Origin of the sequence: Ideonella sp. (genome assembly GCF_041914305.1) — a bacterium.
Lineage (GTDB): Bacteria > Pseudomonadota > Gammaproteobacteria > Burkholderiales > Burkholderiaceae_C > Ideonella.
Genome location: NZ_JAYSDQ010000004.1, coordinates 1 through 14,447 on the forward strand (window position 1 = coordinate 1; position 14,447 = coordinate 14,447).

The following is a 14,447-nucleotide window of genomic DNA, read 5'->3' on the forward strand; positions in this document are numbered from 1 at the left end:
CGCTGCCGTTGGGGCCCCCCGGGGCCCGCGGGGACCCCGCCCCCCCCGTGCCCCCCCCCCCACCCCCCCCCCCGGGGCGCCGGGGCCGGCCGGCGCCCCCCCCCCCCCGGCGGGGGGGGGCCCCCCCCCGCCCCCACCCCAACCTCCACCATTTGGCGCCGCAACGGCGTGATGATGGCCAAACAGTCCAGCAGATGCTGGGTCAGCATCGCCGCCGGCTCCCGCACGGCCGTGAGGTTGTAGACCCGGCTCCAGTGTGCGATCAGATCCAGGTAACGCAGCAACTGGGCCTGCGTCGCGGCGGGCAGTTCGAGCCCGAGCCCAGCGAGGCCCCGCTGCAGTTCATTGGCGAGGGGGTGCTGGGGAGCGGTGGCGTTGATCACGGATGGCAACTCAAAGAAGGGCAAGCGGTCCGCTCGACGGACCAGACGCAGGCCAAGACTGAAGGTGAAATCGACCCGGCAGCGGCGTGGGCCGGCGCCCACAGCGGTGAGTCAAAGCAGCGCTCACGCCGCGTCGGCAGCCCCCGGCAACCCGGCGCCCGGCGCACCACCCTGCCCCGTCTCGCCAGCACCGTCGTTCGCGGCCGCCGGCTCCACCGCCTGGAAGCCAGCGAAGCGCTTCTTCTTCAGATGGACCAGCAGCAACGAGATCGCCGCCGGCGTCACCCCCGAGATGCGCGCCGCCTGGCCCAGCGTTTCGGGGCGGTGCCGGTTCAGCTTCTGGCGCACTTCGAAGCTCAGCGCGGTGACCTGCCCGTAGTCCAGCTCGGCTGGCAGCGCCAGCTTTTCGTACGCCAACGAACGCTCGACCTCGTCGACCTGCTTGTCGATGTAGCCGGCGTACTTGACCGAAATCTCCAGCTGTTCGACCAGCACATCCGCCAGTTCATCGCCAAACTCGGCGCGCAAGGTTTCACGTGAAACACCGGCGCCCGGCCTGGCCACGGCCGCCAGCGCGGCCACCTGATCGAAGCCGATGCCCGGCCGGCGCAGCAGGTCGGCCAGGCTGTACTCGCGCTCGATGGCCTTGCCCAGCACAGCCTCGGCCGCGGCGACCGGCAAGATGCCCGGGTGAACCCAGGTCGAACGCAGGCGCTCGGCCTCGCGGGCCAGCGCGTCGCGCTTGCGGTTGAAGGCCGCCCAACGCGCGTCGTCGACCAGCCCCAGCGCGCGGCCGGTTTCGGTCAGGCGGGCATCGGCGTTGTCCTCGCGCAGCTGCAGCCGGAACTCGGCCCGGCTGGTGAACATGCGGTAGGGCTCGGTCACCCCCTTGGTCACCAGGTCGTCGACCAGCACCCCGAGGTAGGCCTGGTCACGGCGCAGCGACAGCGGCTCTTCGCCCCGGGCGGCCCGGGCGGCGTTGACGCCCGCGTACAGGCCCTGCGCCGCGGCCTCTTCGTAGCCGGTCGTGCCGTTGATCTGGCCCGCAAAATAAAGGCCGGCGATCGCCCGGGTCTCGAAGCTGCTCTTCAACTCGCGCGGGTCGAAGTAGTCGTATTCGATCGCGTAGCCCGGTCGCAGGATGTGAGCGTTGGCCAACCCCGGCATCGAGCGCACAGCCGCCAGCTGCACGTCGAACGGCAGCGAGGTCGAGATGCCGTTCGGGTAGAACTCGTTCGTCGTCAGGCCTTCGGGCTCGAGGAAGATCTGGTGGCTGTCCTTGTCGGCGAAGCGATTGACCTTGTCTTCGATGCTCGGGCAGTAGCGCGGCCCCACCCCTTCGATGACGCCGGTGAACATCGGGCTGCGGTCGAAACCCGAACGGATGATCTCGTGCGTGCGCGCGCTGGTGTGGGTGATCCAGCACGGCACCTGGCGCGGGTGCATCGCCGCACCGCCCATGAAGCTGAACACCGGCACCGGGTCGAGGTCACCCGGCTGCTCGGTCAGCACCGAGAAGTCGATCGAGCGGCCGTCGATGCGCGGCGGCGTGCCGGTCTTCAGCCGGCCTTGCGGCAGCTTCAGCTCCTTCAACCGCGCCGACAGGCTGACCGCCGGCGGGTCGCCCGCCCGGCCGCCACTGTGGTTTTGCAGCCCGACGTGGATGCGTCCGTCGAGGAAGGTGCCCGCGGTCAGCACCACGCTGCGCGAACGAAAGCGAATGCCGACCTGCGTGACCGCGCCGACCACCCGGTCGCCCTCGACCATCAGGTCATCGACCGCCTGCTGGAAGATCCACAGGTTCGGCTGGTTCTCCAGCCGGCGGCGAATCGCCGCCTTGTAGAGCACCCGATCGGCCTGCGCTCGCGTCGCCCGCACGGCCGGCCCCTTGCTCGAATTGAGGATGCGGAACTGGATGCCGGCCTCGTCGGTGGCCAAGGCCATCGCGCCCCCCAGCGCATCGACCTCTTTGACCAGATGCCCCTTGCCGATGCCGCCGATCGACGGGTTGCAGCTCATCTGCCCCAGCGTCTCGATGTTGTGGGTCAGCAGCAGCGTCGCACAGCCCATGCGGGCGGCGGCCAAGGCGGCCTCGGTGCCGGCGTGGCCACCACCGACCACAATGACGTCGAATTCCTGGGGATAAAGCACGGGCGCTTCCAATCACGGGGACGAGCGCAAACCTGCGCGCAAGGTATTGATTTTAAAGAGCACCACCGTTTGGCGCTATGCCAGGGGATGGCCCGCCACCCGCCGGTCGCGACACAAGCCCGAAATGATGTGAGTGAATACACACATCAATAGCAATCTGTCCCGAAAAGCCGACGGACAATGCCCGGCATGCCCGCCGCCCCTCTGGCCTGCCGCCCGCACTGTGGCGCCTGCTGCACCGCCCCGTCGATCTCGAGCCCAATCCCCGGCATGCCCAATGGCAAGCCCGCCGGCGTGCCCTGCGTGCAACTGGATGACGCGCTACGCTGCCGCCTGTTCGGCGACCCGCGCCGGCCAGCCGTCTGCGGCTCGCTGCAACCGTCGGCGGCGATGTGCGGGCCCGATCGGGTCCACGCGATGCAGTGGTTGGCGCACTTGGAAACCGCGACCCATCCCGGGCCTGCCACGCCAAGCTGAAGGCGCGCAACGCAGCGCGTCGGCGACGCCACTGAATTCAATCGTTAGGGCATTGGCGCAGGACGCGACAGCCTGCAAGACGACAGCGCCGAGCGCGTCGTCAACGCTGCGGCATGGCGCCGCTCATCGCCCAAAAAAAGAGGTGCTGACGGCGGAACGCCGCCAGCACCTTGAAAGTCAACCAAGCCAAACCTGGGAGCGACATCTGAACGATGCTGCCAACAAGCTCGACGCTGGTTGTGGAGGGATTCGGTCGCGAAAAGAGAGGATCGATGCAAGCCGCTGAATGATGTGAATCACGTCACATCGCGGCGCACTCTGCGGGCTTACCAGCCCGTCTTGGGCGCATCCGTTTCGCCGGGGCCGCCGCCGACCAAGCGCAGTTCTGCGCGGTCAAGTTCGCGTACCCCGACAGCCGGCACAGGCTCGGCCGCCGGACGACGCAACACGGGGCGAATCAGGGACAACAGGGCTTGCTTCATGGGGACTCCGGGGCGGTAAATACGCTGACTCAGCGCGTGCCGCCATTGAAGCAATCCCCCCCTATTTCGAACACTGTCAACTCTTACAGGTGGCCGTAACCTCCCGTCACGACCACCTCGTGAGCCTCAGTGAATGAGGCCAAGTCTCAGCGCCTTGAGCACCGCCTGGTGCTTGTTGACCGAGCCCAGTTTGCGCATCGCATTCTGGATGTGCAAGACCGCCGTGCGCTCGGTGATGCCCAGGATGCTGCCGACTTCCCAGGCCGTCTTGCCTTCCATCGTCCAACGCAGCGCGTCGAGCTCTCGCGGCGTCAACGACGGCGCCTCGACCAGCCGCTCGGCCGGCAAGAAAAGGCGCAGCGCGGTGTCCTGCGCATGCACGGCAAACAGCTGCAGATCAGCCACCATGCGCGTCAATTCACTCGGCTGTTTCGGCAGCGTTTGATCGCGGTCAACGCCCAGCATGAAGTGGCGCCCTTCGGGCAGATGCAGAGCCAGCGCAATACCCGTGCGGTAGCCGAAAGCGGCCTGCTCCTCCCACACGTCGATCGCCCCCTGGCGCAGATAGGTCTCCTGATCCCAAACGATCGGCACCGCGCCCCGCTTGCAATGCTGCATCACCGGGTCGCGGCGCTGGTTTTCCAAGGTGGAAGCGCCAGCCTCGCGATAGTCGGTGGGCATGTTGTCGACGCTGACAAAGTCGGAGCGCGTCAACGAATGGTCGACCACCGTCAGCGCCGACACGTACTGGAAGCCCAGCTCGTTGGCGAAATGAACGATCTGGTTGCGGAAGTCCTCGGCCGACTTCGCCTCCATGATCGACAGATAGCTGTGGCTCAGCATCGCGCCACTCATCACGACACCCTGACAGGATTGACAGCTAGCCGGTGCACCACGACATCTCCAGACTTCAGGCTGTTCGGACGAAGAAGAAGGCCACCATGCACACGACCTCCAGCGTCTCCATGCCACCCCCCTGGGCGCTCTACGCCTGGCCTGCTATTTTCTGCCAGGCCACCGCAAAGCGTAAGGCAAGATTTGTCCACTTGGGCACCCGAGTGACCACTGCGGCGTGCCGCGGCACCCCCTGCGCGGGTCAAACCGTGTGGAGCGAATACTTCGACGAGGGCCAGGCCGGGTTGGCCTGGGACTGGATCCAGATCGCCGACGGCGTCGTCGCGATGGCGAACCCGCTCTGCGTGGTGACCAACCTGCGGCTGGTCGGCGAGCACGGCGAGTTGCTGGCGGCACGCGAGTCGGCACTGCACCTGAGCCGCCTGGTCTGCCAGTTGCCCTGGCAAGACGAGGTCTGGCGAGCCGTTCAGGCCGCCTGAGCTGGCCCCGCCCGCCGCGGGCTCGCTTGACGGTTTGCCCCGCCGCGCGCAGCCCGGCGGGGACTCGCGGCATGGCCGCTCAGCGCACCGCGGCCTTCGCGAACTGCCGGGCCAGGAAGGCCAGGCAGACGACCGCCAGCAGCACGCTGCCGATCGCCGGCACCGCCAGGTCCCAGGCGTTGATCGGCTCGCCCTTCAGCACGCGGGCCATCAAGGTCGACTGCGCCAGCGCCGGCACCCACAGGTGCCAGGGCTTCTCGCCGTCCTGGTTGAACAGGGTCATCATCGGCAGCAGCGACACGCCGAGCACGACCACCGTGGCGTTGGCCTGCGCCTCCTTGAAGCTCTTGCAGCGGATCGCAATCGCCATCAGCAACGCCGACAAGGCGCCGGCCAGCGGCAACAGCAGCGCCAGGAACGCCGCCGCCTCGGGCAGGCCGTACTGGAACATCGCCGCCAGCGTTTCGCTCTTCAGCAGCCACTGCCCCGGCAGGAAGCTGAGCGACGACAGCACCGCGATCAGCATGCCGACCGCGGCCACCGCGCCCCACTTGCCGATCACCAGCGCCAGCCGCGGCGCCGGGTTCATCAGCAGCGGCTCGAGCGAGCCGCGCTCGCGCTCGCCGGCGGTCGTGTCCAGCGCGGCGTTCAGCGCGCCGTACAGCACCGCCATCAGCACGAAGAACGGCAGCATGCCGGTCAGTTGCATGGCGCGTGTCGCCGGGTTGGCCAGGTCGCGCTCGTCGACCTCGACCGCCTCCATCGCGCTCGGCGCCACGCCGCGCACGGCCAGCCGCAGCGTGCCCTGCTCGCGGTTGAAGCCGTCGATCAACCGGCTCAAACGGCCGACGCCGCTTTGGGCCCGCTGGTTCGCGCTCGAGGTGATGATCTCGACCACCGGCGTCTCGCCGCGCGCCAGGTCATTCTCGAAATCGGCCGGCACCACCAGCACCGGATCGGCCAGCTTGCTGTCGCGCAGCTGTTTCTCGTAGTCGGGCGGCGCCACCTGCAGCGTGTAGGTCTGGCGCAGCAGGTAGTTGCGCAACGTCGGCGCCTTGTCCAGGCCGACAGCGGTCAGCTCGCGGGCATCGGCCCGCTTCTCGATGTCGGACACCAGCGTCGAGATCAGCACCAGCACCAGCGGGCCCATCGCGACCGAGCTGAGGAACACCGTCAGCAACGTGCGCCGGTCGCGCAGTGCGTCGGTCAGCTCCTTGCAGAAAACCGCCCAGGCGGATCGGGCCATCATGCTGTCTTCTCCTCGGCCAGCTCGCCGGCGTCGTGGCGTTCGGTCACCGTGAACGCCAGGTCCACGAAGGCCTCTTCGAAATCGCTGTGGCCGGTGCGCGCCGACAACTCGGCCACCGTGCCCTCGGCCACCGTGCGGCCGTGCGAGATCACGATCACCCGGTCGCACAGCCGCTCGACCTCTTGCATGATGTGGGTCGAGAACACGATGCACTTGCCCTCGTCGTCGCGCAAGCGGCGCAGCGCGTCGCGCAGGGCCCGGGTCGCCAGCACGTCGAGCCCGTTGGTCGGCTCGTCCAGGATGATGTTGGGCGGGTTGTGCACTAGCGCGCGGGCCAGCGCGGTCTTCATCTTCTCGCCCTGGCTGAAGCCGTCGGTGCGGCGGTCCAGCAGCGGCGCCATCTCGAGCACCTTGGCCAGCTGGTCGGCGCGGGCGCTGGCCTGGGCGTTGCTCAGGCCGTGCAGGCGGCCGTAGTACACGATGTTCTCGCGTGCCGTCAGCCGCGGGTACAGGCCGCGCGCGTCCGACAGCACGCCCATGCGCGCCAGCGCCGCCATCGGCTCGGTGCCGACGTCGATGCCGTCGACCTTCACCCGCCCGGCGTCCGGCGCGATCAGCGCCGCCACCATCCGCAGCGTGGTCGTCTTGCCAGCCCCGTTGGGGCCGAGCAGGCCGGTGATGCGGCCGTCGTCGGCGCGCCAGCTCACGCCATCCACCGCGCGCACTTCACGCGCCTGCTTGCCGCGCCCGTGGACGAAGCGCTTGGTCAGTTGTTCGACTTCGATCATCGGTCGGCTTTCGAAGAGGGCGCGTCATCGGGGCCGCGGCGCACATGCGGTGCCGGCGCAGACGCCGCCGGTGCCGGCGCGGGCGGGGCCGACGCCGGCGGCGGGCTGGGCGGCACGAACGCCAATGGGCGTGGCAACGGCGTCGCGCAGTTCGCGTCGGCCTGCACCGCCGCCAGCGCCTTCGCCTCGTCGTCGGTGTCGACGAAGCGGTACATCACGTCGCGCATGCAGCCCAGCGCCATCACGCCGTGGCCGGCGTGCGGCACCACGACGTGGCGCGCCTTGGCACCCAGCGCCTGCGTCACGCGCTCGCCGTGGCGCGGCGGCGTCACCGGGTCGTCCCCGCCGGACAGCACCAGCGTGCCCGCCGGCGCCGGTGGCATCGTGTAGAAAGCCGCCGGCACGTTGCCCTTGGGCCAGACCGCGCAGGCGTCGCGGTACAGCGCCAGCGCCGCGTCACCGAAGTCGGGGCCCGGCTTGTCGCCGGTCTTGCCCAGGCGCGGCATGTCTTCGGCACAGACGACCGAGAAGTGCATGCCCATCGCCAGGTCCAGCCCGCGGCTGTTGCCGCCCATCGAGGTCGCCAGGCCGACGATCGCGGCGTAGCGCCCGGCCGCCGCCTCGCTGATCGCGAACGGCAGCGCCGAGGCCAGCGACGGCGCATACAGCGGCAGGCGGACCAGCCCGACCAGCATGTCGCGCGTCAGCGTGAACCGCTCGTCGCGCCCGGTCACCGGGTGCGTCACCACCACCTCGCGCGGCATCGCCGCCAGCACCGCCGCCCACTGGGCCCGCAGGCCCGGGTAGTGCTGGCGGCAGCCCGGGTCGCCCGCCGGCCCCTCGCACGAGGCCAGCAGCGCGTCGAACGCACGCTGCGCATCGGGCGAGAACGAGCCGGGCAAGGCCATGTCCGGCGGCGCCACGCCGTCGATCACCGCGCGGCGCACGCTGCCCGGGAACTGGCGCATGTATTCGAGCACCGCGCGGGTGCCGTACGAGCCGCCCATCACGTTGACCTTGTCGGCGCCGAGCGCACGGCGCACCGCGTCGGCATCGGCCATCGCGATCGTCGTCGTGAACTGGCGCAGGTCGCCATAGGGCAGCTTCTGCAGCGCGTCGCGGCAGGCCACCAGCATGCTGGCCTGGCGGGCCGGGCTGATGGTGTCGGCCAGCGGCTTGGTCGGCGCCTCGGGCTCGCAGTTCAGCGGCGCGCTGCGGCCGGTGCCGCGCTGGTCGACCAGGATCACGTCGCGCCGGTTCAGAAAGCGCGTCAGCACGCGCCCCACCGGCCCGGCCAGGCCGATCGCGCTCTGCCCCGGCCCGCCGGCGAAAAACAGCACCGGGTCGGGCTTCTTGTTGCGCGCGATCGCCGGCATCACCGCGACGTGGATGTCGATCTGCGGGCCGTCCGGGCGGGTCGGGTCGAGCGGGCGCTTCAACACGCCGCACTGGGCTTCATGCTCGACGCCCTTCAGTCGACAAGGCTTCAGGCTGAGCGTCGGCTCGGCCGCCGCCGCGGCCGGCTGGCCAAAGCCGAGCGCCGCGGCGGCCACCGCCCCCGCCAGCCGCCAGCAAAAGGAAACAGCTCGTTGTGGCTTCATGGCCGGCGATTGTGAAGGCACTCGCGCCGACCCAGCGGCGCAGCGGATGAAACGCCGGGTGACACGCGCGAACGGCGGCCGGCGGCGAGCAAGCCGCCGCCCGCTCAGGCCGGCGACGCCGGCGTCAGCAAGCGCTTGAGCTCGCCACTGGCGATCAGCGCCTCGAGGTCGTCGGCACCCCCGATCAGCACCCCATGGACGAAGACCATCGGCAAGGTCGGCCAGCCGGTCCACATCTTCAACGCGTTACGTGGGCGCCACTGGCTGAGGTAGCTGCCGTAGCCGAGGTAGTGGTAGGTCACGCCGGCCGCATCGAGCAGCCGCCTGGCCTTGCGCGGGAACGGGTTCATCGCCATGCCGACCACCACCACTGGGTGGGCCGCGATCGCCTGCTGCACCTCGGCGACGATGGCCGACTGGTGCCGGGCGACACGCTCGCGCACCGCCGGGTGGATCTGGGATTCGGCAAGAACAGCACGCGGCATGGTGGGGCGACAGCAGAGCCAAGGATGCGGCGCAATCTAGCAGAGGTCGGCCGCCGGCCGCCAAACGTGGACCACCAACGCCGACCGGTTGGCCTAGCGGGATTTCGAAGCCCCTGGCCGCCCCCCGGTCTTGCGCTTTGGGCCGATGATCGCCGGCTCGTCCACAACCCCTCGGGAGACCCCATGAAGCTCTACTACAGCCCCGGCGCCTGCTCGCTGTCGCCGCACATCGTGCTGCGCGAAGCCGGCCTGGCCTTCGACCTGACCCTGGCCTCGACCAAGACCAAGAAGCTGGCCGACGGCAGCGACTTCTACCGAGTCAACCCGAAAGGCCAGGTCCCGGTGCTGGAGCTCGACAACGGCGAACGCCTGACCGAAGGCCCGGTGATCGTGCAGTACATCGCCGACCAGGCCCCGGCGTCCAAGCTGGCGCCGCCGGCCGGCAGCCTGCAGCGTTACCGCCTGATGGAGTGGTTGAACTTCATCACCAGCGAGCTGCACAAGAGCTACTCGCCGCTGTTCAACCCGGCGATGCCGGAAGAAGGCAAGGCCGTCTACCGCGCCCGCCTCGGCGAGCGCCTGCAGTGGGTCGACAACCAGCTCGAAGGCAAGCAGTACCTGCTGGGCAACGAGTTCAGCGTCGCCGACGCCTACCTGTTCACCGTCACCAACTGGAGCCCGGTCGTCGGCGTCGACATGAGCGCGCTGAAGAACCTCAACGCCTTCCGCGAGCGCGTCGCGAGCCGCCCGTCGGTTCAGGCGGCCATGGAAGCCGAAGGCTTGAAAAAATAGACCCCACGCCCCCTACTGGGGGCTCGCGCAGCGGACCGGCAAAGCCGGATCCGCGCACGCCACTTGGAGTGCGGCGGCCCCTGCGGAGCGCCGCCATGGGAGGAAGTCAGGGCCTCAGGTGCTGGGCGAAGAAGGCTTCCATCGCGGCATAGAACTCGAAGCGGTTCTCCTCGTTGTGGAAGCCGTGGCCTTCGTTGTCCTTGACCAGGTACTGCACCTCGACGCCGCGTTTCTTCAGCGCCTCGACGACCTGGTCGCTCTCGGCCTTGTTGACGCGCGGGTCCTTGGCGCCCTGCGCGATGAACAGCGGCGTCTTGATCCTGTCGGCCTGCAGTGCGGGTGAGGTCGCGGTCAGGCGCGCCTTGTCCTTCGGGTCGTCGGGGTTGCCGACCATCGCGTACATCTGTTGGCGCATCGGCTCCCAGTACGGCGGGATCGTCTTCATGAAGGTGAACAGGTTGGACACGCCGACATAGTCGACCGCCGCGGCGTACAGCTCGGGCGTGAAGGCCACGCCGGCCAGCGTCGCATAACCGCCGTAGCTGCCGCCGTAGATGCCGATGCGTTTCGGGTCGGCAATGCCTTGCTGCACCAGCCACTTCGCGCCGTCGGTCACGTCGTCCTGCATCTTCAGGCCCCACTGGCCGAAGCTGGCTTCCCAGAACTCGCGGCCGTAACCGGTCGAGCCGCGGAAGTTCATCTGCAGCACGCAGTAGCCGCGGTTGGCCAGGAACTGCACCTCCGGGTTGAAGCCCCAGCCGTCACGCGCCCACGGGCCGCCGTGCGGGTTGACGATGCAGGCCAGGTTCTTCGCCGGCCGGCCCGGCGGCAGCGTCAGGTAGCCGGGGATCACCAGGCCATCGCGGGCGGTGTAGCTGATCGGTTTCATCTGCGCCATCTGCGCCGCCGGCAGCCCGGGGTTGATGTCGCCCAGCTTGCTCAAGCGGTCGCTCGCCGCGTCGTAGACGTAGCGCGCCCCGGGCGTCTGGTCGCTCATCGAGGCGACGACGAACTGGTCTTCGTTGCGGCTGGCGCTTTGCAAGATGATCTGCTGCCCCGGCAGCTGGCGCTCCAGGCGTTCGTAGATCGTCTTCATCGGCGCATCGAACAGGTGGCGGTCGGGCTTCTCGGCTTGGAAGTCGGCCTGCGTCAGCACCTTGCGCTTGTGTGAATACGCGACCCCCGCCAGGTCGACCTTCGGATGCGCGTAGACCACCTGCTCGGTGTCGGGCTTGGCCGGGTCGATCAGCACCAGCGCGGTCTTGTCGCGGCCGCGGTTGCTGAGCGCGTAGAAGCGCTGGTTGTCGAAGTCGAAGAAGGTCGGGCCGACCTGGGTGCGGAAGTCGGTCGAGAACAGCGGCTTGAACGACTCGCTCTCGCTCGCCCGGTACAGCACCGTGTTGTTGACGCCGTCGCTGGCCACCGCCAGCCGCACGCGGCCCGCGTGGTCGGCCGTCCAGTCGACGATGTTGCCGGGGTTCTCGGCCACCAGCGCCGCGGCACCGGTGCGCACATTAACGCGGTAGACATCGAAGGCCGACTTGTTGCGCTGGTTGTGCTGGACCAGGATGTGCTCGGGGTCGTCGACCAGCTCGTTGACGATGCCGGCGCGCACCCCACCGTCGGGCGTCAGCGGGGTCAGCTTGCCGGTGGCCACATCGACCGCCACGACCCGCACGTTCTCGTCGCCGCCGAAGTCCTTCTCGTAGAGCACCGTGCCGTTGCCCTTCCAGCGGTAGATCGCGATGTCGCGGGCGCTCTCGCGGGTCAGCTGGCGCGCCGCACCGACCGGCTTGCCGGCCTCGAGCGCCTGCACGAACACGTTCATGCGTTTCGCGTCGCCGCCCTCGCCCACCGCCGGCTGCATGAAGCCTAGCCACTTGCCGTCGTCGCTCAGGCGAAAGTAGGCCTTCTCGGGGTTGCGAAAGAAGTCGCGCAGCGGAAACTGAGGCGGGGCGGTGTCGGCCTGGGCCGGCAAGGTGGCGGCCAGGCCGGCCACGGCGCAGGCCGAGAGAGCAAACGCGCGAGCGGGCGCACGCCGACGGGCGGGCAAAGGCATGGAATCTCCTCGTCAGTGGTTTGGATGACGGCGATTCTTCGCCGCCCTCCACCACCGCCGAGACTCGATGCGATGAACGGCCCGATCAGCGCGACAGCCTGCGTGCCGCCGCGCATGGCCCGTGAAACCCGCGCCGGGTTCAGGCCTTCTTCAGCACACCTTCACAGGCGCCGCGCTGCGCATCGGCCGCCGGCAGCTTGGCGCACACCGGGTTCAGCTGCGCGCGCAGCCGCTCGACCACCGCCTTGTGCTGGCCCTTGGCGTTCCACGCCGCGAGCTTGTCGCCCACCTTCTGCATCGAGCGCGCGCTGCGCTCGTAGAACGCGCCCTGCTGGCCATCGGCCTCGCGGATCAGCTGCGCCACCGTCTTCTCGATCTTGGCTTCGTCCTGCGGCGCCAGCTCGACCAGCGTGGCGACATAGCTGGCGCCCCACTGCAGCCGGGTGGCCGGGCCTTCGCTCTTGTTGAAGGCCTGCTCCGACCAGCTCAGCGCCTCGGCCTTGCGGCCCTGCTTCTTCGCGTTGCCCGACAGCTGGCTCATCAGGTAATAAGGCGAATGGCTCTTGGGCAGGCTGGCCTGCAGCAGCGCGTCGCTGTCTTTCCACAGCCCGGCCTCGCCCAGCAGGTGGGCGGCCGAGGTGATCACGGCCTGGCGCTCATAGCCTTCGGTGACCTCGCGGTCGGCGCGTGCGGCCTCCTCGCGCACCTGCTTGACCAGCGCCTCGGGCAGCTTTGGCTTGAGCGCCTCTTTCGGCTGATCCAGCCGCGCCAGGTCGACCCGGCCGATCAGCGCCGACATGCGGTCGGCGCGCGACAGCGAGGCGTCACCCTGCAGCCGCACCAGCGCGGCATCGAGCGCCGCGACCATCGCCTGGCGGTCGGGCCCGGCGGTCGGTGCCAGCGCCTTGGCCAGCTCGGGCGCGTAGTTCACCACCGCATCCATCTGGCTGCGCGTGGCCGCCGGGTCGGCCAGCAGCTTCTTGATCCGGTCGCGCAGCGCGGCGTCGACCTTGATCGCCGGCTTGGCCTTAGGCTCGAGCTCGGCCTGGCCGACCAGCGCCTTCAGCAGCAGCCGGGTCGCGGTCTCGGTCTCGTTGGCCGGGCAGCTGCCAGCCAGTTGCGCCAGCATCGGCGCGCGCTCGGCCTCGGGCACCAGCTGCGCCTCGTCGGTGTCCCACGAGTAGAAGGCCAGCATGCGCCACTCGTTGGCCGTCACCGGCTTGCCGGCCCTGGCTTCGGTCAGCACCGTCTTCACCGGGCGGCCACCGGCCAAGCCCATCTGCAGCACGTTCATCACCGCCGGCGCATCGGCCTCGCCGGGCAGCCGGGTGATCTCGGCACCGTCGGTGTTGAACAGGATCATCGTCGGGTAGCCGCGCACCTTGAAGCGCGCGCCCAGCTTCTGGGCGCCCGGCAGGTCACCGTCGATGCTGACGGCGACGAAGCTCTTCGAGCGCTCGATGAAGTCTTGCCGGTTGAACAGCGTGGCCTTCAGCTGGTTGCACGGCGGGCACCACTTGGCGCCCCAGTACACCAGCACCGGCTTGCCCTCGGCCTTGCCCTGGGCGAAGGCCTTCTCGATGTCGGCATCGGCCGCCGCCGCCTGCCACGCCACCTGGGGCCCGCTGGCCACCGTGGCCCAGGCCGGCGCGGCGCTCCAGGCCGCAACGCTCAGGCAGGCCGCCGACACGGCACGAACCAGACGGGACACTCGCAAAGGCGACGAAGAGGCTTTGGCAGACACAGGGATCTCCGGTGATGGGGCCAGGCGCCGACCACCACGCCGGTGGGTCACCGGCACGCGGGCAGCGTCAACAACCGGCGATTGTGCGACAGGCCCCGCCGCTTCGCAGGCGGCGGCCCGGCGCCGGTCGATCATGGTTGATCAATTTCCGGCGCGCCGAGCCGCCCCTGCGGCGGCTCCTCGTCGGCCGGCTCGGCGTTGGCCCGCGCCAGCGCCATCCAGACGCTGAACGGCAACCGAAAGGCGCGCCGGGGTGCTGGCCGCAAGACCTCGAGCGCGCCGAAGGCCAGCCCGGCGCTCTCCGGCGCGCCGGCCACCGGGTGGGCCCGCATCACGCCATAGACCTCGGGCACTTCGTCGGCCTCGCCGATGCCGGCCTTCAGCACGTACCAGCATTCGCCGCACAGCGCGCGGTAAGCCTCGCCCTTGGCCGGCCGCTTCAGGTCGCCCAGCAGGTCGGCGCGGCGCACCTTGACCTCGTGCACGATCGGCTCGACATAGTCCTCGACCGTGGTGTGGCGGATCGAATAGACATCGGGCATCGCCATCGCCCAGCGGGTGACCGGCAGCACCTGGCCATCCGGCCCCAGCGCCTGGCCCGCCACCGGGGCGCGCAGGCTCAGGCCCCGCCACACCACGCGGCCGGCGCGCTGCATCTCGACCGCGATCCGCGCCACCAGCGCCTCGTGCGCGTCGCGCGCGGCCCGGTTGCGCTGCAGGGTCGCGGCCAAGGCCTGGACACCCGCGTCGGTGACCCGCAGCGTCTCGCGGCCGTGCGGGTCGCAGCGGCGTTCCAGCCAGCCGGCGGCCAGCAATTCGACTTCGACCAGATCCTGGCAGGGCCAGCCGGCCGAGCGCCAGACTTCACGCAGCCGGCGCCGATGGACCAAGGTCAGTGATTG

General features: G+C 69.6%; 14 protein-coding genes. 3 read left to right on the forward strand and 11 right to left on the reverse strand.

What is annotated here, in order from left to right:
- Positions 1 to 485 (reverse strand): RsmG family class I SAM-dependent methyltransferase (locus ACE3SG_RS06485; RefSeq protein WP_374563345.1); only part of this gene is annotated, 485 nt, incomplete at its 3' end.
- A gap of 21 nt (positions 486 to 506) precedes the next feature.
- Positions 507 to 2,534 carry a tRNA uridine-5-carboxymethylaminomethyl(34) synthesis enzyme MnmG gene (gene mnmG, locus ACE3SG_RS06490; protein ID WP_374563347.1) on the reverse strand — a complete coding sequence of 676 codons (2,028 nt, stop codon included), beginning with the start codon at positions 2,532 to 2,534 and terminating at the stop codon, positions 507 to 509.
- A gap of 189 nt (positions 2,535 to 2,723) precedes the next feature.
- Here mnmG and ACE3SG_RS06495 point away from each other — a divergent pair, with 189 nt between their 5' ends.
- Entirely contained in the window at positions 2,724 to 3,011 is a 288-nt protein-coding gene (locus tag ACE3SG_RS06495; protein WP_374563349.1) for a YkgJ family cysteine cluster protein, read from the forward strand.
- Between the two features lie 326 nt (positions 3,012 to 3,337).
- Here ACE3SG_RS06495 and ACE3SG_RS06500 read toward each other — a convergent pair whose 3' ends face one another.
- Positions 3,338 to 3,493 carry a hypothetical protein gene (locus ACE3SG_RS06500; protein WP_374563351.1) on the reverse strand — a complete coding sequence of 52 codons (156 nt, stop codon included), beginning with the start codon at positions 3,491 to 3,493 and terminating at the stop codon, positions 3,338 to 3,340.
- Positions 3,494 to 3,619: 126 nt separating this feature from the next.
- Entirely contained in the window at positions 3,620 to 4,336 is a 717-nt protein-coding gene (locus ACE3SG_RS06505) for a helix-turn-helix transcriptional regulator (protein ID WP_374563353.1), read from the reverse strand.
- 260 nt (positions 4,337 to 4,596) lie between these two features.
- On the opposite strand from ACE3SG_RS06505, the gene ACE3SG_RS06510 reads away from it, so the two are divergent.
- Positions 4,597 to 4,827: a hypothetical protein gene (locus ACE3SG_RS06510; RefSeq protein ID WP_374563355.1), complete on the forward strand. Its 231-nt coding sequence runs from the start codon at positions 4,597 to 4,599 to the stop codon at positions 4,825 to 4,827.
- A 79-nt stretch (positions 4,828 to 4,906) separates the two neighbouring features.
- Here ACE3SG_RS06510 and ACE3SG_RS06515 read toward each other — a convergent pair whose 3' ends face one another.
- From ACE3SG_RS06515 to ACE3SG_RS06530, 4 genes are all read right to left on the reverse strand, one after another.
- Positions 4,907 to 6,076 (reverse strand): ABC transporter permease, encoded by a 1,170-nt coding sequence (locus ACE3SG_RS06515; protein WP_374563358.1) that lies wholly within the window; start codon positions 6,074 to 6,076, stop codon positions 4,907 to 4,909.
- A complete protein-coding gene (locus ACE3SG_RS06520) occupies positions 6,073 to 6,864 on the reverse strand; it encodes an ATP-binding cassette domain-containing protein (protein ID WP_374563361.1) in 792 nt (263 codons plus the stop codon). Before ACE3SG_RS06520 ends, ACE3SG_RS06515 begins: the two co-directional genes overlap by 4 nt.
- Complete coding sequence (locus tag ACE3SG_RS06525; protein ID WP_374563363.1) at positions 6,861 to 8,465, reverse strand: alpha/beta hydrolase; 1,605 nt, start codon at positions 8,463 to 8,465, stop codon at positions 6,861 to 6,863. Before ACE3SG_RS06525 ends, ACE3SG_RS06520 begins: the two co-directional genes overlap by 4 nt.
- Positions 8,466 to 8,569: 104 nt before the next feature.
- A complete protein-coding gene (locus tag ACE3SG_RS06530) occupies positions 8,570 to 8,950 on the reverse strand; it encodes a glutaredoxin domain-containing protein (protein ID WP_374563365.1) in 381 nt (126 codons plus the stop codon).
- Positions 8,951 to 9,133: 183 nt separating this feature from the next.
- Here ACE3SG_RS06530 and gstA point away from each other — a divergent pair, with 183 nt between their 5' ends.
- Positions 9,134 to 9,742 carry a glutathione transferase GstA gene (gstA, locus tag ACE3SG_RS06535; RefSeq protein ID WP_374563367.1) on the forward strand — a complete coding sequence of 203 codons (609 nt, stop codon included), beginning with the start codon at positions 9,134 to 9,136 and terminating at the stop codon, positions 9,740 to 9,742.
- 106 nt (positions 9,743 to 9,848) lie between these two features.
- Here gstA and ACE3SG_RS06540 read toward each other — a convergent pair whose 3' ends face one another.
- The 3 genes from ACE3SG_RS06540 to ACE3SG_RS06550 all read right to left on the reverse strand — a co-directional run bounded on the left by ACE3SG_RS06540 (position 9,849) and on the right by ACE3SG_RS06550 (position 14,435).
- Positions 9,849 to 11,801: a prolyl oligopeptidase family serine peptidase gene (locus tag ACE3SG_RS06540; RefSeq protein WP_374563368.1), complete on the reverse strand. Its 1,953-nt coding sequence runs from the start codon at positions 11,799 to 11,801 to the stop codon at positions 9,849 to 9,851.
- A 139-nt stretch (positions 11,802 to 11,940) separates the two neighbouring features.
- Entirely contained in the window at positions 11,941 to 13,512 is a 1,572-nt protein-coding gene (locus ACE3SG_RS06545) for a thioredoxin family protein (RefSeq protein WP_374563370.1), read from the reverse strand.
- 164 nt (positions 13,513 to 13,676) lie between these two features.
- Positions 13,677 to 14,435: a hypothetical protein gene (locus ACE3SG_RS06550; protein WP_374563372.1), complete on the reverse strand. Its 759-nt coding sequence runs from the start codon at positions 14,433 to 14,435 to the stop codon at positions 13,677 to 13,679.
- Positions 14,436 to 14,447 lie beyond the last annotated feature (12 nt).